The sequence below is a fragment of the Raskinella chloraquaticus (SeqCode) genome (genome assembly GCF_021731865.1).
GTDB lineage: Bacteria > Pseudomonadota > Alphaproteobacteria > Rhizobiales > UBA4765 > Raskinella > Raskinella chloraquaticus.
Genome location: NZ_JAKFWN010000004.1, coordinates 105,076 through 121,975 on the forward strand (window position 1 = coordinate 105,076; position 16,900 = coordinate 121,975).

Here is a 16,900-nt window from a genome sequence, read left to right on the forward strand (position 1 = left end):
CTAAGCTGGAGGCTTGGCTCTGAGGAACAACACGCATGGCAGCGCCGGACGCATTACGGCAGGGTTTTGTCGCGCTGACACGGTTTGGTTATGGCTCGCGCGGCGATGGCGATATTGCGGCAGCCGCCGCCGACCCGCGTGGCTTCGTCAAGGCTGAACTGAACCAGCCAGGTGTCAGTCTGCTGGATGGCGCCCCACTGAAAGCAAGCCCGCTTCTGATCCAGGCGCTGTTTGATGCTCAGGAGCGCGTCAAGCAGGAGCGCAAAACGACAAAAGACAATGCGTCCGAACCACCGCTGGTGACGAACGGCGCGCCGCCTGACAATGCCAAGCCTCGCGATGGCGTGAAGCCAGCGTCCGCAAAGCCGCCCAGTCTCGAGCAGCAGGCCTTCCGCGCCGACGCTTATGCCCGTCTGCAACGCGCCATTTCCGCCCGATGCGGGATCAGCGAAAGGCTGGTTGCGTTCTGGTCAAATCATTTCTGCGTCTCGGCACGCAAAAGCCAGTTTGTGCGCATCACCGCCGGCGCCTTCGAACGCGAAGCCATTCGCCCGCATGTCCTCGGGCGCTTCGCCGACATGCTGCGGGCTGTCGAACAGCATCCGGCCATGCTGCACTATCTTGATAACCAGCAATCGGTCGGCCCGACGTCAAAGGCCGGCCTTAACCGGAAGCTCGGGCTCAATGAAAATCTCGGGCGCGAAATACTTGAGCTGCATACGCTGGGGGTCGGCGCTGGATATACCCAAGGCGATGTGACGGCGCTGGCGCGGATCATCACCGGCTGGACCTATGTCGGGCGCGAGGGACGGCTCGGCGAGCCGGGTCGTTTCATCTTCAATACGAATGCCCATGAACCTGGCGAGGTAACGCTGCTCGGTAAAATCTACCGTGATGGCGGCAGCGAGCAGGGCGAGGCTGCCCTTGCCGATCTTGCCCGCCACCCGGCGACCGCCCGCCACATCGCCACCAAGCTGATTCAGCATTTTGTTGCTGATATTCCCCCACCGGCACTGGTGCAGCGGCTCTCCAAACGGTTTCTCGAAAGCGGTGGTGATCTGCGGGCGGTGACGCTGGCACTGATCGAGGCGGATGAAGCGTGGGCAGCACGGCTCGACAAGATGCGCAACCCTTATGAGTTTCTGATCGCCGCCGCGCGCCTGACGGGGCGCATGCCGGAGAATGCCGATGCGACGCTCAATGCGCTCAGCCTGCTTGGCATGCCGCTATGGCAGCCGCCGGGCCCCAATGGCTGGCCGGACACAGTCAGCGCCTGGGCGTCTGCCGAAGGCATGAAGCAGCGTCTTGACGTGGCAGCCCTCATCGCCAACCGGATGCGCGACGTCGCCAATCCGCTTGACGTTCTGGACCGGGCGATCGGCGCGGCGGCTTCTATCGAAACGCGCCAGGCGGTAAGCCGTGCAGAAAGCCGCCAGCAGGGCCTGGCGCTCCTGCTCATGTCGCCTGAAATGCAACGGAGATAGGGACGATGCGGGATTTTTGCGAACAGCCTGGCCTGTCGCGGCGGCGTGTGCTCGCGGGCAGCGGAGCGCTCTTTGCCTGGGCACATATGCCAAGGCTCGCCTTTGCCGCCGATGGCCGCGATCCGCGGCTGGTTGTGATCATCCTGCGCGGCGCGCTTGATGGGCTGGCTGCGGTCGGCCCGGTGGGCGATCCAAACTACGCCAGGCTCCATGGCGATCTCGCGCTGGCGGCAACGGGCAGCCATGGCGGATTGCCGCTCGACAGTTTTTTCGTCCTTCATCCCGCCATGAGCCATTTCGCCCGCTATTTTCGCGCCGGACAGGCCGCGATCATACATGCGGTGGCCACCAATTATCGCGACCGTTCCCATTTCGACGGCCAGGACGTGCTGGAATCCGGTCTGCCGGGGGTGGGCTCGCTCGCTTCGGGCTGGCTCAATCGGGCGCTACAGGCGCTGCCTCAGGGCGACAAGATCGCCCGGGCGCGGGCGCTGGGCATTGGCGTTGCAACGCCGCTTATCCTGCGCGGGGCCGCCCCTGTCCTCGGCTGGGCACCACAGGGTGTCCCCGGTGCAGCGGATGATCTGACCGCCCGCGTGCTTGATCTCTATCAGCATCGCGACAAAACCCTTTTCTCGGCCCTCAGCCGCGGTATCGATACCGACAGGCTGGCGCAGCGTGGTGGCCTGACCGCAGAGGCGGCCAAGCCCAGAGGCGGGCCTAATTCCATTCCCGGCATGCGTCAGGCAGCCGAGGGTGCAGCCCGCCTTATGGCCAGCGATGAGGGGCCGCGAATTGCAGCACTGGCTTTTGATGGCTGGGATACGCATGCCAATGAGGGCGGGCCGACCGGGCGGTTGGCGCAATTGCTGAGCGGTCTTGATGGCGCCTTTGCGGCTTTCGAAACGGGGCTCGGAGCGCGCTGGAAGAACACGGCGATTGTCGCTGTCACCGAGTTCGGGCGGACCGCGCGCATCAACGGCACCATCGGCACCGATCACGGGACCGGTACAATGGCCTTCCTCGCTGGTGGCGCCATCAGGGGCGGGCGGGTGATCGCCGACTGGCCGGGGCTGAGTGAGGCTGATCTTTATCAAAACCGCGATCTTAAACCGACAACGGACCTCAGAAGCGTCTTCAAAGGTCTGCTTGCCGACCAGTTCGGCCTCAGCGCCAAGGTATTGGGAGACAGGATTTTCCCCGATAGCGCCGGCGTCAGGCCGATGCAGGGGCTGATCGGCGCATAACTACCTACATAAGAGTTGTGTGCGGCAAATTGACTTCGAGCGGTGGACGCGGGCATTGTTGTCGAGACACCGGACGCCACGCCGGAGCTAACCAGCCTCAGCGCGTGGGCCAACCAAAAAACGGGAGATTCACATGAACGACGTCGTCATCGTCAGCGCCGCCCGCACGCCGGTCGGCTCCTTCAACGGCGCGCTTGCGAGCGTTCCGGCCCATGAACTCGGCAAGACGGCCATCATGGCAGCGCTCGCTCGCGCCAGGGTCGAGGGCGGCGAGGTCGATGATGTTATCCTCGGCCAGGTGCTGACCGCCGCTCAAGGCCAGAACCCGGCGCGTCAGGCGGCGATGATTGCCGGTATTCCTGCCAAGGCAACGGCGCTCTCGATCAATCAGGTATGCGGCTCGGGCCTGCGCGCGGTGGCGCTTGGCATGCAGGCGATTGCCAATGGCGATTCGCAGATTGTCGTGGCCGGCGGCCAGGAATCGATGTCGCTCTCCACCCACGCCGCCCATCTGCGCGCCGGCCACAAGATGGGCGATTACGGCTTCATCGACACCATGATCCGCGACGGGCTGTGGGACGCCTTCCATGGCTACCATATGGGCGTCACGGCCGAAAACGTCGCCGAGAAATGGCAGATCACCCGCGAGGAGCAGGATATCTTCGCCACCGCCTCCCAGAACAAGGCGGAGGCGGCGCAAAAGGCCGGAAAATTCGTTGATGAGATCGCGCCTGTCATCATCAAGACGCGCAAGGGCGACGTCACCGTCGACAAGGATGAATATATCCGCCACGGCGCCACCATGGATGCGGCGCGGGCATTGAAGGCCGTCTTCAAGAAGGATGGCACGGTAACTGCCGGCAATGCCTCGGGTATCAATGACGGAGCGGCCGCGCTCGTGCTGATGTCGGCTGACATGGCGGCAAAGCGCGGCCTCACCCCGCTTGGCCGCATCGCCTCATGGGCAACAGTCGGGGTCGAGCCCTCGCTGATGGGATCGGGCCCGATCCCGGCTTCACGCAAGGCGCTGGAAAAAGCGGGCTGGAAGGCAGGCGATCTCGACCTCATCGAAGCAAATGAGGCGTTCGCAGCGCAAGCCGCCGCCGTCAACAAGGATCTCGGCTGGGACACCTCAATCGTCAACGTCAATGGCGGCGCGATTGCCATCGGCCACCCCATCGGCGCCTCCGGCGCACGCATTCTCACCACGCTCCTGCATGAAATGGGGCGGCGCAACGCCAAGAAAGGTCTGGCAACGCTGTGCATCGGTGGCGGCATGGGGATTGCGCTCACCATCGCGCGCTGAGGCAGCAGACAAGTTTAAGTCAAGAAAAATTACGCCAAGAAGAAGATCAGGGAGGATTCTATGGCACGTGTAGCGCTCGTGACCGGCGGCAGCCGGGGCATCGGAGGAGCGATTTCAAAAGCCTTGCAGGCGGCAGGCTATAAGGTCGCAGCCAATTATGCCGGCAATGATGAGGCAGCGGCCGCCTTCAACAAGGCAACCGGCATTCCTGTGTTCAAATGGGATGTGGGCGATTTCGACGCCTGTGCGGCCGGTGTCGCCAGGGTCGAGGCAGAGGTCGGGCCGATCGATGTCCTCGTCAACAATGCCGGCATCACGCGTGATGGTTTCCTCCATCGCATGACCAAGGATCAGTGGCAGGCGGTGATCCGCACCAATCTTGATTCGCTCTTCAACATGACACGACCGGTCATCGAGGGCATGCGCGCGCGCAGCTTCGGCCGTGTCATCGTCATCTCTTCGATCAACGGCCAGAAGGGCCAGATGGGCCAGACCAATTATTCGGCGGCGAAGGCTGGCGATATCGGTTTCGTGCGGGCGCTGGCGCAGGAAGGCGCAGTCAAGAACATCACCGCCAACGCCATCTGCCCCGGCTATATCGGGACCGAAATGGTGATGGCGATCGATCCGGAAGTGCTCAAGACCAAGATCGTGCCGCAGATCCCCGTCGGTCGTCTGGGGACACCGGAGGAAATCGCCCGTTGTGTCGTCTTCCTTGCCGCCGATGAAGCAGGTTTCATCACCGGCTCCACCATCAGCGCCAATGGCGGACAATTCTTCGGCTGATACAACTGCGATGACAATTATCTCGACAAGGGCTGCCACCTCATGCGGTGTGGCGGCCCTTGGCATGTGGGGGATGCTGGCGACGTTGACGAGCCTGGCCAGCGATATTCCGCCTCTCCAGCTCACCGCAATGACACTTGGCATCGGCGGCTTCATCGGCGTCTTGTCATGGCTGGTGCGGCCTGGCGCCTGGAAGGCGCTTGGCGCGCCACGCCGCGCCTGGGCGCTCGGGATTTTCGGCCTGTTTGGCTATCACCTCGCCTATTTCACGGCGCTGAAGCTGGCGCCTGCGGCGGATGCCAGCCTGATTGCCTATCTGTGGCCGTTGCTGATCGTTCTGATGTCGTCATTCCTGCCGGGCGAGCATCTGCGGACCGTTCATGTCATCGGCGCAGGGCTCGGTTTTCTCGGTGCCGGCATGCTGGTGAGCGGCGGTGGTGGCTTTTCGCCCGATGGCGCCTACGCGACGGGCTATGCGGCAGCCCTCGCCTGTGCCGTTATCTGGTCGAGCTATTCGGTGCTGTCGCGCCTGCTGGGTGCGGTGTCGAGTGACAGCATTGCTGGCTTCTGTCTCGTCTCGGCCTTGCTGGCGATGATCGCCCATCTCGGTTTCGAGACGACGGTGTGGCCCGGCGATATCACGGGCTGGCTGGCGATCCTGCTGCTTGGTCTCTTTCCGACGGGCCTTGCCTTCTATGCCTGGGATGTCGGGATGAAGCATGGCGACATCCAGCTTCTGGGCGTGTTGTCGTATGGGACGCCGGTGATCTCGACGCTGCTGCTCGCCCTCTTCGGGCGCGCGACACTGACACCAACCGTACTGGTTGCGATGGGGCTGGTGACGCTGGGCGCGGTGATCGCGGCGCGCAAATCTCAGGGTGCCACTGCGTAACAATAATCATAGAGACGGGTAAAGCCGAGGCTGCGGTAAAGCCTGATTGCTGGCGTGTTGTCAGCCTGCACTTGCAGGATCGCTTCCTTTGCACCGTGCGCCGCGCCCCAGGCAAGCAGCGAGCTGACGAGCCGTTTGCCAAGGCCGCGTCCACGCGCTGCGCCAAGGGTTGCAATTTCATGCAGCGAGACGGTTTCCCGCTCGACCACCGCCATGCCAAGCGCGCGGTTTTCGCCCTCTTCAACCAGCTTGGCGAAGGAAGCGCGCGGCACAAGCGCCGCATGCATGTTGGCCAGCGTCTCCATGCCGGCGGCATCAAAGCGTGGATTAGCCTGCTGATAGGCGTTGCGCCAGTCCGCAGTCGAAACAGACGACATGATAACGGCAGGATCGATGACCGGACGGGTCACATCGCAGCCGAAAACATGACTTTCCTTTTCGATCCGCCAGCCTTTGGCGATTACAGCCTCTCTTGTCCCCGGCGGGCACAGCGGCGTCAGGCGCAGCATCATCGGCAGATGGCGGGCGGCATAGGCGGGAGCGGCTGCCGCCAGAATATCATCAAGCGGGCGCCCGCCCGGACAAAGCGCGTTCAGCGAATTCGACCGCCCCGTCACACCATTGGCAAAGCGTGCCAGCCAGCCATCGACATAAAGGGTGGCAAGCGCAGGCCAGGAGTTGAAGGTGATCTCTTCACAATGACGGATGCGGGTAAGCTCAGGCATCGGGCGGTCTCCAGTCGGGCGGGGCAAGGTCAAAGCCTGAAAACTCAAAGCCCGGCGCCACCTGGCAGCCGACCAAGGTCCATTCACCCATGCTCGCAGCCGCCTGCCAGACGGCAACCGGCACGACCATTTGCGGGACTTCGCCACCAGCGATGTCCGCGCCAAGTATGACGGTACGGGCAGGTTTGCCATCATCTGCCAGAGACAGGCGAAGCGGCGCGCCCGCATACCAGTGCCAGACCTCAACCGCGTCGATCCGATGCCAGGCTGATTGTTCGCCATGCTTCAGCAGATAATAGATGAGCGTCGAGCGCGCCCGCCCGTCGACGCCCGCGCCATCGCGAAAAGTCTCGCGATACCAGCCACCCTCGGGGTGGGGCCGAAGCCCGAGCCGGTTGATGATCATATCGGCAGGCGGCCTATGCATGGCAATCAGCTGTCACATCGAGCCAGGCTCAGAAACGGTCCTTGCGGGCGCGGATTTCCGCAAACACCCTGTCCGGCGCCTCGCCCGTCATGCCGAGATGAGCGGCAATCGCGGGATGGTCGGCGCGCAGGAAGGGATTGGTGGCGATCTCCTCGCTCAGACTGGAGGGAACCGTTGGCAGGGACGATGCGCGCTGCGCGAAAACCTTCGCCGCACGCGCCTGGAGCGCCGGATTGTCAGGTTCGATGGTGAGGGCGAAGCGGGCATTGGATTCAGTATATTCATGGCCGCAATAGACCTGGGTGTGCGGCGATAGCGCGCGCAGTTTCTGCAGTGACGTCCACATCGCCTGCGGCGTGTCTTCCAGCAAACGCCCGCATCCCAGCGCAAACAAGGTGTCGCCCGCAAACATGATATTCTCATCAGGAATGTGGAAGGTGATATGTCCGCTGGTGTGGCCGGGCGTGTCGATGACGGAAACCTGACGGCCCGCGAAGTTGAAAACGTCACCGCCACTTACCGCTGTGTCGGCGCCGGGGACCTTGGCAAATTCGCGCTTGGGCGCGATAATTTTGCAATTGTAGGCCGATTTCAGAAGCAAATGGCCTGCCGTGTGGTCGCCATGATGATGGGTGGTCCAGATCACATCGAGACCCCAGCCCCGACGTTTCAGTTCAGCCGCAATCGGGCCCCCATCAGGCGTGTCGACGACACCCGTCATGCCCGATGCCGTGTCATGGAGCAGGGCGGCGTAGTTGTCGCGGCCACAGAGCAATTGCACGATCTCAAGCGTCAACTCCACCTCCCTCGAACGTTACAAAGATACAACATCGCCACGCGGGCGTTTGGTTGGCAAGTCCTTCGTGGAATTGCGACTTTCAAAGCAGTACCGGTTCAGGCTATATAGAGGCGATCACGCGCCCCCGGTGGAGAATCTCATGCGCCGTCCTCTTCTTGCTGCCCTGTCCCTCGCTCTCGCCGTCAGCCTGTCAGGTGTGGTGGCGGCGCAGGCGCAGGAAGGCGCTGTTAAAGCACGCAATGTCAAGAAACCGGCTACCAAGCCGGTAGCGATACGCGGGCGCACCCAGACGGTCGTTATTACGCCGCGTTATCTGACGGCAGGAACAATCGTGTCCTCGGATGAAGTACGTGGCTCTGTGCTCGGCGCCGATCCCCGCTTCCGCACCACGGGTCGTGATATTTCCGGTTACGATCAGGTCAATCTGCGCCGCGATCCGTACTATCTGCCCTATCCCCAGACAAGCTTTTCCTTTGATTCTCCATGGGGCGGACGCCTGCTCAGCGACCGCTGAGGCCTTTTGCAGCGGACCCGGACCAGCGTCAGGATCAAGCACTTTCGCGGCAGGCTGAGCCTGTTCCGCCTCAGGACGTCGGATTGCCGATAAAGGCACGGAATTCGTCAAGCGAATCAAAGCGCAAGGTCGACTGGTCGGTATCGATCTCAAGCGAACCATCGTCATAGGTGCGATAGGTGCGCCCGGCAAACTGGCCTTCACGGACGAGCTGCGGCCGGACCGGTTCTGCGGGCGGTTCCCAATTGGCAAGATCGCGCTCCAGCAATTCCGCAATGGTTGGCGCTCTCGCAGCTGGTTGGGAAGCGATACCGGGTGCGCCAGCATCGACTGTCGGCGCAGCCGGTGTCGCGTCGACCCGGGATGGCGCCATGGGGGGTGCCACTGGGGGGGAAATTGCTGCGGGCATCACCGTCGGCTCCGGCGTGGGCGGCAATGTCGGCAAGGCAGCCGGGGCCGATTTCAACGGAGCAAGAGGTGCAATAGGCGGGCGCGGCGTCAAAGGCGGCATTCCCGCGCGGGGCACCGGGTTCATCGGCGGTATGCCGACAGGCTTCGGCTGGTAATCATCATCAGCTGCGGGGGCCGGCAGCGAAACGTCGGGAAACCGCGAATCACGCTCTTTCCGCGCTTCGGGCTGAGCCCGTGGCAGATCGTCATCGCCATGAGGAGCGGCAGGTCTCACGACCGCTGGCGGCGCAGCGGACGTCAGCGGCGGCGGGTCTGATCGTTTATGGTCGGCTACGACAGCGGACGCAGTCAGGAAATCCCCCGCATCATCAGCCGTCACCATATCCATCTCGGGCGATTTTGGCGGATTGCGCCCGTTGCGCACCTTGTCCATCGCCCGGCCGAAGACATTCCCGCGGGGGCGTGGCTGCGCTTCCTCCTCATTGCCTGGAAAGGTGATCTTGACGGGCGGGCGATCAGCTCCCGCATCAGCGCCTCGGGCGGCCAGAAGAAGACGTAATTGTTCGCCTTGCGTCTCCAATCTCTGGATCGCGCCAACGACCGCACTGAAACCGAAGAGAATGAGGCTGCAGATCAGGGACGGGATGAGAAGGAGCAGGCGCGCATAGAACGCTTCCTGCGCGCCCATATTTCCCGTGGGCGCCAGAAAGGCCAGGAGCAGACCGAGGGCCACAAGTGCGACCGCAGCAATGAGAAGTGATTTCGACATGGTTTATTATCAGACGACTGACCGGGTAGCCGTCCAGCCTTTTGTTAAAAAAGGGTTAACGTCGATCCGTCCTGATCGGCCTAGAGCCAGGGCTGGCTCATGCTGGTGCGTTCCTCGAAAGCGTCGATTGCCGGCTTTTTCTGCATCGTCAATCCGACCGAATCGAGGCCGTTGAGCAGCCGCCATTTGCGATAGCTGTCGATGTCGAAGGACACATGTGAGCCGTCGGGCAGGGCGATATGCTGATGTTCCAGATCAACCGTAAACGTCGCATTCGCACCATTTTCCGCGTCCTTCATGAGGCGGTCAACCACGTCTTTGGGCAACTGGATCGGCAATATGCCGTTTTCAAAACAATTGTTGTAGAAAATATCAGCGAAGCTCGGCGCGATCACGCAGCGGATACCAAAATCGAGCAAGGCCCACGGCGCATGTTCGCGCGACGAGCCACAGCCGAAATTCTCTCCCGCAATCAGGATGCTGGCCTTGCGATACCCCTGCCTGTTGAGGACGAAATCAGGGTTTTCCTTGCCCTCGCGATAACGCATCTCGGCAAAAAGAGCGCTCCCCAGTCCGGTGCGCTTGATCGTCTTCAGGTATTGCTTGGGGATGATCATATCGGTGTCGATGTTGATCAGCGGCAAGGGTGCGGCAACCCCGGTCAATTCCGTAAACTTCTGCAAGGCATTACCTCTTGTGCAAACAATCTTCCAAGCATCGTCAGAGCACGGCGTCAAACCTGCTTGCGAAGCTTGTTTTAGCCGATCATGAACGCCTTGTCTTCTGTCCATCGATTATGGTGTGATCCGGCGCATTCATGAACAACAACCGTGCGCTCAGCCGGCGAGCCGCAGATCGTGCAGCAACGACCAGATCAGCCAGATAACGAATCCCAGCGCCGCGATGCGGGCAACCCGCTTGCCCCACACTTCAATCCGGTCGTCCTGGTCAGCGTCAGCCGCGCCAAAATGATCGCGCGTCCGGTTGGCGGCGTCCGCAAGCGAACTGCCAAGGGGCGATACGCCCGGGCGCGCCAGTTGCGCGAGCGTGTCTTTCGCCTTTGCCTGTTGTTCATCTTGGAAATTTTTGTCCCGCTCGCTCATGCGGCAAATTAGCAAGAGAAACAGCCCGTGTCACCGCCAAGCGTGCGTCCAGCCGTCTCTAGTGCCGACACTAAGCTGACCCTCGTCGATAAGGTAAATAGAAAGTGAATAAAATTCGCGCCGGCGGTTCAGCCATGAAGCCTATGCTCTGATCGTTCCTATCCATGTCCGGGAGGGCAAAATGCGAAAAAAACTGTTCATTCTTGTGTCAACGCTCACAGCGGCGTTCATGGCGCTGGTGATGACCAATTCAACCCTGCAGGCGGCCGTGCTGTCGTCTGTGGCTGGTAAAAATGTTCTGACTGATCAGGCGCGCTCTGCGCTGCCGCTGGTTCAGGCCCGTGCTGGCGGGCGTGGCGGCGGCGGTGGGTTTCGCGGCGCAGGCGGCTTTCGGCCAGCCTTCGGCGGCGGCGGGTTTCGGGGAGGCGGCGGAGGTCGCCCGGCTTTTGTTGGCGGCCAAGGCTTTCGCAGTGGCGGGTTCCGGCCAGCCTTCGCCGGCGGCGGGTTTCGCGATGGGCGCAGCTTTCGCCCGGCCTTTGCAGGTGGTGGTTTGCGTGGCGGCGGGTTTCGACGTGGCGGATATTACTCGCGCTACGGATATGGAGGGGGTTATTATGGCGCTTACGCCTCCCCCTATTATTATTACCCCAACGGCTACAAGCGCCGTTACGTGGCTTACAGCGGCGTGTGCCGGCAACGCGTCGTGGTCCGCCGCGGCCACGGACCTCATCGTCGTTTAGTTGTGCGCTATCTGCGCGTGCCTTGCGCCAGCCAATGCCATATCGTGCGCAAGACGAGGTACAGCAATTATTACGGTGGTTACGTCACAAAGCGTGTGCGCGTCTGCCGCTGACGACGAGGCTGATCCAGCAGCGATTGAAGCCTGGCCGGTGCGGACCGGCCGGGTCTTCATGCATTACAGGCTGTTGCGTATATCGACAAAATGGCCGGCAATCGCCGCAGCCGCCGCCATCGCGGGCGACACTAGATGGGTGCGGCCCTTGAAGCCCTGCCGGCCTTCGAAATTGCGATTGGAGGTCGAGGCGCAGCGCTCTTCAGGCTTGAGCTGGTCCGGGTTCATGCCAAGACACATCGAACAGCCGGGCTCCCGCCAGTCGAAACCGGCAGCCTTGAAGATGACGTCGAGGCCTTCGGCCTCGGCCTGCGCCTTGACCAGCCCCGAGCCCGGAACGATCATGGCGGAGACATTGGCGTGGACCTTCTTGCCGCTCACCATGCCGGCAACCACACGCAGATCCTCGATCCGGCCATTGGTGCAGGAACCGATGAAGATGCGATCAAGGCGCACATCGCTGATGCGCGTGCCGGGCGTCAGACCCATATAGGCAAGCGCCCGCTTCTTGGCGGCGCGTCGATTTTCATCAGCGATGAGATCGGGATCGGGAATGGTGCCGGTGATGGCAACGACATCCTCGGGGCTGGTGCCCCACGAGACGATCGGCGGCAGCTTCGAGGCGTCAAGCGTGACTTCCTGATCGAAAAACGCGCCCGGATCGCTTTTCAGCGTTTTCCAGTAGGCCAGCGCCGTTTCCCACGCCATCCCTTTCGGCGTCATCGGGCGACCCATGATATAGGCAAACGTCTTGTCGTCGGGAGCGATGAGGCCGGCGCGGGCCCCCCCTTCAATCGACATGTTGCACACCGTCATGCGCCCTTCCATCGACAGGGCCTCAATCGCACTGCCGGCATATTCGATGACATGCCCGGTGCCACCAGCCGTGCCGATGGTGCCGATGATCGACAGCACGATGTCCTTGGCCGAAACCCCCGCCGGCAGCACGCCGTCGACGGTTACCCGCATGTTGCGGGCTTTTTTCTGGATCAGCGTCTGGGTCGCAAGCACGTGCTCGACTTCAGAGGTGCCGATACCATGCGCCAGCGCGCCGAAGGCCCCATGGGTCGAGGTGTGACTGTCGCCGCACACAATCGTTGTGCCGGGAAGCGTGAAGCCCTGCTCGGGACCAACCACGTGGACGATGCCTTGGCGAACGTCCACCTCGTTGAAATAGTCGACGCCGAATTCCTGCGCGTTCTTCGCCAGCGTCTCGACCTGGATGCGCGATTCCTCATCGTCAATACCGAGGCGCCGATCCGAGGTCGGCACGTTATGATCGACCACAGCCAGGGTCTTTTTTGGCGCGTGCACTTTGCGCCCTGACAGCCGCAATCCCTCAAACGCCTGCGGGCTTGTCACTTCATGAACGAGATGACGATCAATGTAGAGAAGGCAGGTGCCGTCCTCGGCACGGTCAACCACATGATCATCGAAAATCTTGTCGTAAAGGGTTTTCGGCGCGCTCATCCTGGTATCCTGTAGTTCTGGTATCCTGTCATTGCTCAAACGTCGTGACCGCAATCGGTTTTTGAGCCCGATGCCCCTTCCTTGACGTCTTGCGCCTGAATACGCAAGAGGCGCGAAGGACTGACCCTGCGCGCCTCATCGATTTGTTCGCTACGCCGGTAGAACAGCGTGTCAGCTGGCCTGCGGCGCCGCGACCTTGGCCGCTGCCGCCCGCTCCGTCGTCGGACGGTCCTGGCGCTCGGCAATACGGGCCTTCTTGCCGCGTAGCGCCCGCAGATAATAAAGCTTGGCGCGCCGCACCTTGCCGCGCCGTACCACCTTGATGGCATCGATCATCGGCGAATGGATCGGGAAAACGCGCTCAACCCCTTCGCCATACGAAATCTTGCGAACCGTGAAGTTCTCGTTGACGCCATGACCCGAGCGGGCGATCACCAGGCCCTCATAGGCCTGAAGACGCGAACGCTCGCCTTCGACAACCTTGACACTGACGCTGACCGTATCGCCGGGAGAGAATTCGGGAACCGCACGCTGCGCCGACAGACGCGCCACTTCCTGCTGTTCGAGCTTCTGGATGATATTCATTTAAAATGCTCCAGCCTTGCGGGCACGGCCGCCGGCGAGAAAAGGGGAGGCGCCGTATAACTTAAAAGAAAAGCGCTGTCACGGGGATTCGCGTGGTTTTTTTGTGCGGCCAGCCGGCGGCGGGTGGCTCGCCGCATAGCTCGCCCACAGATCGGGGCGACGCAGGGCCGTCTGTTTCTCCGCCTGTTCCTGCCGCCACGCCGCAATTCGCGCGTGATCGCCATCAAGCAATACCTGCGGCACCGCCTGACCCTCAAACAGGCGGGGACGGGTGAATTGCGGATATTCAAGGAGGCCGTTTTCGAAACTTTCGCTGACCGCCGATTCTGTCTTGCCCATGACACCCTCAAGCAGGCGCACGCAAGCATCCATGATCACGAGTGCTGCAAGCTCCCCGCCCGAGAGCACGTAGTCGCCGATGGATACTTCCTCAAGGTGGCGTGACGCGATGACCCGCTCATCCACCCCCTCGAAGCGCCCGCACAACAAGACGACACCCGGTCCAGCCGACAGGGAGCGCACGCGGCGCTGGTCAAGCGGCGCGCCGCGTGGCGAGAGCACGAGGCGCGGGCGCCCGTCAGGCGACAGGCTGTCGAGCGCGCGCGCCACGACGTCGGCCCGCAGGACCATACCCGGGCCACCACCGGCCGGCGTATCGTCAACGGCGCGATGACGCCCGTGACCAAAATCGCGCAAAGGCACGGTGTCGAGCGCCCAGCTGTCGCCAAGCGCCCGCCCCGCCAGCGACTGGCCGAGCGGGCCAGGAAACATCTCCGGATAAAGGGTGATCACGCTTGCCCGCCACATCACCCTTCAGCCCTCTTCCGTGCCTGTCTCAGCTGGCGGAATGATCACCACCCTGCCCGCCGCGAGATCAAGGCTCGGTACAACCGCTTTGGTGAAAGGATAGTAGGCCTGACCCACCTCGCCGCGGATTTCCAGAATGTCGCCGGCGCCGAAATCATGAACGGCAACGATCCGGCCGAGCGTCAGGCCGTCACTCGTCACCGCGCTCAGGCCGATGAGATCGGTATGGTAAAAGGTGTCCTCATCATCGGGTGCGGGCAGTGCGGAACGCAGGATTGATAATTCAAGACCGTTGAGCGCTTCTGCGCCGCTGCGATCCTCAATACCGGCAAAACGCACCACCGCCATGCCATCGCGCAGGACGCGGATGGTCTGCGGCGTAAGCGAACGCCCGCGACCGGCTGACAGCGGGCCATAGGCGCCAAGATCAGCCGGATCGCCGACAAAACTGCGCACCCTGACCTCGCCACGCACCCCATGCGCCTTGCCAATCACAGCAAGAACGAGGCGCTTTTCGTGTGGCGCTGCGGATATGCTCAAGCACCAGCCGGCGCGTCGGCAGGGGCTTCACCCGCCGCCGATTTTTTTGCCTTGGCTTCCGCGCGCTCCTTGGCCTTGGTCCCGGGAACGGCGCGTTCGGGATTGTTGCGAGCCTCACGCTTCATCAGACCGGCAGCATCAAGAAAGCGCAGCACGCGGTCGGTCGGCTGGGCGCCCTTGGCCAGCCATTCCTTGGCCTTCTCAGCGTCAAGGGATACGCGCTTGTCGGATTCTTTCGGCAACATCGGATCATAGGTGCCGACGCGGTCGATATAGCGGCCATCGCGCGGTGAGCGGCTGTCGGCAACGATGATGCGGTAGAAGGGACGCTTCTTGGTGCCGCCACGGGCGAGACGAATTTTGAGAGACATGATTACTCCTGTTAGGTGTTTATAGGGTCGGAATTATTTCTTCTTCGGTGGAACGGGAAAGCCGCCGAGACCGGGAAGGCCGGGCCGGGCGAAAGGTGAGTTGTTGAGCGTGGACCCGCCCAGACCCGGCATGCCGCCGGGCGGTGAAAATCCCTTCGGCAGGCCGGCCTTGGCCTGCTTCTCGAACGCCGCGATGTCCTCGGGGCTCGGCATGGGCGGCGCACCGCCGCCGCCAATGCCAAACAGGCCGCCAAGCGCGCCAGCCATGCCGCCGCGCCCCTGCTTGCCCATCTGCTTCATCATGTCGGCCATGCCGCGGTGCATCTTGAGCACCTTGTTGATGTCCTCAAGCGATGCGCCGGCGCCGCGCGCAATGCGTTTTTTTCGCGAGAAATTGAGGATCTTGTCAGGGCGGCGGCGCTCCTCCGGCGTCATCGATGAAATGACGGCGATCTGGCGCTTCAGCACCTTGTCATCAAGCTGGGCAGCCGACAGCTGGTTCTTCATCTTGGCCATACCCGGCAGCATGCCCAGCACACCCGACATGCCGCCAATCTTCATCATCTGATGTAATTGCTGGCCGAGGTCGTCGAGCGAGAATTCACCTTTCTGCATGCGCCGGGCCATCGCGGCGGCTTTTTCAGCGTCGATATTTTCAGCCGCTTTTTCGACGAGACCGACAATATCGCCCATGCCGAGAATGCGATTGGCCACGCGGGAGGGATGGAAATCCTCCAGCTCGTCGAGCTTTTCGCCGACACCCAGCAGCTTGATCGGCTTGCCGGTGACAGCCCGCATGGAGAGCGCGGCGCCACCGCGCCCATCGCCGTCAGCGCGCGTCAGAACGATACCCGTCAGGCTGACGCGGGCGCTGAAGGCGCGTGCCGTATTGACCGCGTCCTGACCGGTCAGGCTGTCGGCAACCAGCAGGATTTCGTGCGGGTTAGCCGCCCGGGCGACGTTTGCGGCCTCCACCATCATCTCTTCATCAAGCGTGGTGCGCCCGGCGGTATCGAGCATGACGACATCATAGCCGCCGAGACGCGCGGCGGTGAGGGCGCGCTCAGTGATTGCCACCGGCAACTGGCCGGCAATGACGGGCAAGGTATCGATGCCGATCTGCGCGCCCAGAATGCGCAACTGCTCCTGCGCTGCCGGGCGACGCACATCGAGGGACGCCATGAGAATCTTTTTCTTCTGGCGCTCGGCAAGCCGCTTGGCGATCTTCGCCGTGGTCGTGGTTTTGCCCGAACCCTGAAGGCCGACCATCATGATGGCGACCGGCGGGGTTGCTTCCAGATCGATCACCGCGCCCTCGCCGCCCAGCGTGGCGACCAGCTCGTCATGGACGATCTTGACCACCATCTGGCCCGGCGTCACCGAGCGCAGCACGTCCTGGCCGACGGCGCGTGCGCTTGCCCGGTCAATGAAGGCGCGCACCACGTCAAGCGCCACATCGGCCTCAAGCAGCGCGCGGCGTACCTCGCGCATCGCCTCGTTGACATCGTTTGTCGAGAGCGCGCCGCGCCCCTTCAAACGATCCAATATGCCCGTGAGCTTCTGTGACAGCCCATCGAACATGCGCGGCACCTCCCCAACGCGGCGCATGGCCGCACAACGACAAACGCGCCCGAGGGCGCACACGCGCTGTCGGGCGTTGACCTCCGGGAGCGCACTCCCGGTCGGCGGCTTCAAGCAGAGCCGGCGAAGAAGGCTGGCTTATAGTGCGCGAGACGCGGGGGTGTCAAATAGCCGATGGTGGCAGGCGGCCGGTTTGCCGCGTCCGTACCCGGCAGGGTGCTTCGGCACGT

At 62.5% G+C, this 16,900-nt stretch carries 19 protein-coding genes; 7 read left to right on the forward strand and 12 right to left on the reverse strand.

All coding sequences use genetic code 11. The annotated features are described in order from the left end of the window. Nucleotides 1-35: 35 nt before the first annotated feature. From ACINK1_RS02110 to ACINK1_RS02130, 5 genes are all read left to right on the forward strand, one after another. Nucleotides 36-1,484 carry a DUF1800 domain-containing protein gene (locus ACINK1_RS02110; RefSeq protein WP_376801720.1) on the forward strand — a complete coding sequence of 483 codons (1,449 nt, stop codon included), beginning with the start codon at nt 36-38 and terminating at the stop codon, nt 1,482-1,484. 5 nt (nt 1,485-1,489) lie between these two features. Next, entirely contained in the window at nt 1,490-2,731 is a 1,242-nt protein-coding gene (locus ACINK1_RS02115) for a DUF1501 domain-containing protein (RefSeq protein ID WP_376801719.1), read from the forward strand. 133 nt (nt 2,732-2,864) lie between these two features. Next, the gene (locus ACINK1_RS02120; RefSeq protein WP_376801718.1) at nt 2,865-4,037 is read left to right on the forward strand and encodes an acetyl-CoA C-acetyltransferase; all 1,173 of its coding nucleotides are present in this window, start codon (nt 2,865-2,867) and stop codon (nt 4,035-4,037) included. Nucleotides 4,038-4,097: 60 nt separating this feature from the next. After that, entirely contained in the window at nt 4,098-4,823 is a 726-nt protein-coding gene (gene phbB, locus ACINK1_RS02125; protein WP_376801717.1) for an acetoacetyl-CoA reductase, read from the forward strand. A gap of 10 nt (nt 4,824-4,833) precedes the next feature. Further along, nucleotides 4,834-5,715, forward strand: a complete 882-nt coding sequence (locus ACINK1_RS02130; RefSeq protein WP_376803073.1) for a DMT family transporter — start codon at nt 4,834-4,836, stop codon at nt 5,713-5,715. Here the strand turns inward: ACINK1_RS02130 and ACINK1_RS02135 are convergent. Genes ACINK1_RS02135 through gloB form a run of 3 tightly spaced genes read right to left on the reverse strand, consistent with a single transcriptional unit; the run spans nt 5,697 to nt 7,663 of the window. Next, nucleotides 5,697-6,440 (reverse strand): N-acetyltransferase, encoded by a 744-nt coding sequence (locus ACINK1_RS02135; RefSeq protein ID WP_376801715.1) that lies wholly within the window; start codon nt 6,438-6,440, stop codon nt 5,697-5,699. The two genes, ACINK1_RS02130 and ACINK1_RS02135, sit on opposite strands and share 19 nt — an antisense overlap. After that, the gene (locus ACINK1_RS02140) at nt 6,433-6,867 is read right to left on the reverse strand and encodes a cupin domain-containing protein (RefSeq protein WP_376801714.1); all 435 of its coding nucleotides are present in this window, start codon (nt 6,865-6,867) and stop codon (nt 6,433-6,435) included. The genes ACINK1_RS02135 and ACINK1_RS02140 overlap by 8 nt, the downstream gene beginning before the upstream one ends. Nucleotides 6,868-6,895: 28 nt before the next feature. Beyond that, entirely contained in the window at nt 6,896-7,663 is a 768-nt protein-coding gene (gene gloB, locus ACINK1_RS02145; protein ID WP_376801712.1) for a hydroxyacylglutathione hydrolase, read from the reverse strand. Nucleotides 7,664-7,805: 142 nt separating this feature from the next. Between gloB and ACINK1_RS02150 the strand changes: the two genes are divergently transcribed. Then, nucleotides 7,806-8,180 carry a hypothetical protein gene (locus ACINK1_RS02150; RefSeq protein ID WP_376801711.1) on the forward strand — a complete coding sequence of 125 codons (375 nt, stop codon included), beginning with the start codon at nt 7,806-7,808 and terminating at the stop codon, nt 8,178-8,180. A gap of 70 nt (nt 8,181-8,250) precedes the next feature. On the opposite strand, the gene ACINK1_RS02155 is transcribed toward ACINK1_RS02150, so the two are convergent. The 3 genes from ACINK1_RS02155 to ACINK1_RS02165 form a co-directional block, all read right to left on the reverse strand. Next, nucleotides 8,251-9,360, reverse strand: a complete 1,110-nt coding sequence (locus ACINK1_RS02155) for a hypothetical protein (protein WP_376801710.1) — start codon at nt 9,358-9,360, stop codon at nt 8,251-8,253. Nucleotides 9,361-9,440: 80 nt separating this feature from the next. After that, nucleotides 9,441-10,043, reverse strand: coding sequence for a 3-isopropylmalate dehydratase small subunit (gene leuD / locus ACINK1_RS02160; RefSeq protein WP_376801709.1), 603 nt, complete (start codon nt 10,041-10,043; stop codon nt 9,441-9,443). 153 nt (nt 10,044-10,196) lie between these two features. Next, nucleotides 10,197-10,463 (reverse strand): hypothetical protein, encoded by a 267-nt coding sequence (locus tag ACINK1_RS02165; protein ID WP_376801707.1) that lies wholly within the window; start codon nt 10,461-10,463, stop codon nt 10,197-10,199. 181 nt (nt 10,464-10,644) lie between these two features. On the opposite strand from ACINK1_RS02165, the gene ACINK1_RS02170 reads away from it, so the two are divergent. Continuing rightward, the gene (locus ACINK1_RS02170; RefSeq protein WP_395759962.1) at nt 10,645-11,316 is read left to right on the forward strand and encodes a hypothetical protein; all 672 of its coding nucleotides are present in this window, start codon (nt 10,645-10,647) and stop codon (nt 11,314-11,316) included. A gap of 63 nt (nt 11,317-11,379) precedes the next feature. Here the strand turns inward: ACINK1_RS02170 and leuC are convergent, their stop codons facing one another. The 6 genes from leuC to ffh all read right to left on the reverse strand — a co-directional run bounded on the left by leuC (nt 11,380) and on the right by ffh (nt 16,670). After that, on the reverse strand, nt 11,380-12,786 hold the full coding sequence (leuC, locus tag ACINK1_RS02175; protein ID WP_376801705.1) for a 3-isopropylmalate dehydratase large subunit: 1,407 nt from the start codon (nt 12,784-12,786) through the stop codon (nt 11,380-11,382). A 171-nt stretch (nt 12,787-12,957) separates the two neighbouring features. Beyond that, nucleotides 12,958-13,371, reverse strand: a complete 414-nt coding sequence (gene rplS / locus ACINK1_RS02180) for a 50S ribosomal protein L19 (RefSeq protein ID WP_376801704.1) — start codon at nt 13,369-13,371, stop codon at nt 12,958-12,960. A 78-nt stretch (nt 13,372-13,449) separates the two neighbouring features. After that, on the reverse strand, nt 13,450-14,178 hold the full coding sequence (gene trmD, locus ACINK1_RS02185; protein WP_376801703.1) for a tRNA (guanosine(37)-N1)-methyltransferase TrmD: 729 nt from the start codon (nt 14,176-14,178) through the stop codon (nt 13,450-13,452). 6 nt (nt 14,179-14,184) lie between these two features. Beyond that, entirely contained in the window at nt 14,185-14,718 is a 534-nt protein-coding gene (gene rimM / locus ACINK1_RS02190) for a ribosome maturation factor RimM (RefSeq protein WP_376801702.1), read from the reverse strand. Continuing rightward, a complete protein-coding gene (gene rpsP, locus ACINK1_RS02195; protein ID WP_376801701.1) occupies nt 14,715-15,089 on the reverse strand; it encodes a 30S ribosomal protein S16 in 375 nt (124 codons plus the stop codon). The genes rimM and rpsP overlap by 4 nt, the downstream gene beginning before the upstream one ends. Nucleotides 15,090-15,122: 33 nt before the next feature. Then, the gene (ffh, locus tag ACINK1_RS02200) at nt 15,123-16,670 is read right to left on the reverse strand and encodes a signal recognition particle protein (protein ID WP_376801811.1); all 1,548 of its coding nucleotides are present in this window, start codon (nt 16,668-16,670) and stop codon (nt 15,123-15,125) included. Between the last annotated feature and the right edge of the window lie 230 nt (nt 16,671-16,900).

What these genes read in the sequence shown, in the direction of transcription:
- ACINK1_RS02135 (WP_376801715.1), bottom strand. Translation starts at nt 6,440, where the DNA reads ATGCCTGAGCTTACCCGCATCCGTCATTGTGAAGAGATCACCTTCAAC.
- rplS (WP_376801704.1), bottom strand. Translation starts at nt 13,371, where the DNA reads ATGAATATCATCCAGAAGCTCGAACAGCAGGAAGTGGCGCGTCTGTCG.
- ACINK1_RS02110 (WP_376801720.1), top strand. Translation starts at nt 36, where the DNA reads ATGGCAGCGCCGGACGCATTACGGCAGGGTTTTGTCGCGCTGACACGG.
- ACINK1_RS02170 (WP_395759962.1), top strand. Translation starts at nt 10,645, where the DNA reads ATGCGAAAAAAACTGTTCATTCTTGTGTCAACGCTCACAGCGGCGTTC.
- leuC (WP_376801705.1), bottom strand. Translation starts at nt 12,786, where the DNA reads ATGAGCGCGCCGAAAACCCTTTACGACAAGATTTTCGATGATCATGTG.
- ACINK1_RS02165 (WP_376801707.1), bottom strand. Translation starts at nt 10,463, where the DNA reads ATGAGCGAGCGGGACAAAAATTTCCAAGATGAACAACAGGCAAAGGCG.
- ACINK1_RS02115 (WP_376801719.1), top strand. Translation starts at nt 1,490, where the DNA reads ATGCGGGATTTTTGCGAACAGCCTGGCCTGTCGCGGCGGCGTGTGCTC.
- ffh (WP_376801811.1), bottom strand. Translation starts at nt 16,670, where the DNA reads ATGTTCGATGGGCTGTCACAGAAGCTCACGGGCATATTGGATCGTTTG.
- ACINK1_RS02155 (WP_376801710.1), bottom strand. Translation starts at nt 9,360, where the DNA reads ATGTCGAAATCACTTCTCATTGCTGCGGTCGCACTTGTGGCCCTCGGT.
- ACINK1_RS02120 (WP_376801718.1), top strand. Translation starts at nt 2,865, where the DNA reads ATGAACGACGTCGTCATCGTCAGCGCCGCCCGCACGCCGGTCGGCTCC.
- phbB (WP_376801717.1), top strand. Translation starts at nt 4,098, where the DNA reads ATGGCACGTGTAGCGCTCGTGACCGGCGGCAGCCGGGGCATCGGAGGA.
- ACINK1_RS02140 (WP_376801714.1), bottom strand. Translation starts at nt 6,867, where the DNA reads ATGCATAGGCCGCCTGCCGATATGATCATCAACCGGCTCGGGCTTCGG.
- trmD (WP_376801703.1), bottom strand. Translation starts at nt 14,178, where the DNA reads ATGTGGCGGGCAAGCGTGATCACCCTTTATCCGGAGATGTTTCCTGGC.
- ACINK1_RS02150 (WP_376801711.1), top strand. Translation starts at nt 7,806, where the DNA reads ATGCGCCGTCCTCTTCTTGCTGCCCTGTCCCTCGCTCTCGCCGTCAGC.
- rpsP (WP_376801701.1), bottom strand. Translation starts at nt 15,089, where the DNA reads ATGTCTCTCAAAATTCGTCTCGCCCGTGGCGGCACCAAGAAGCGTCCC.
- ACINK1_RS02130 (WP_376803073.1), top strand. Translation starts at nt 4,834, where the DNA reads ATGACAATTATCTCGACAAGGGCTGCCACCTCATGCGGTGTGGCGGCC.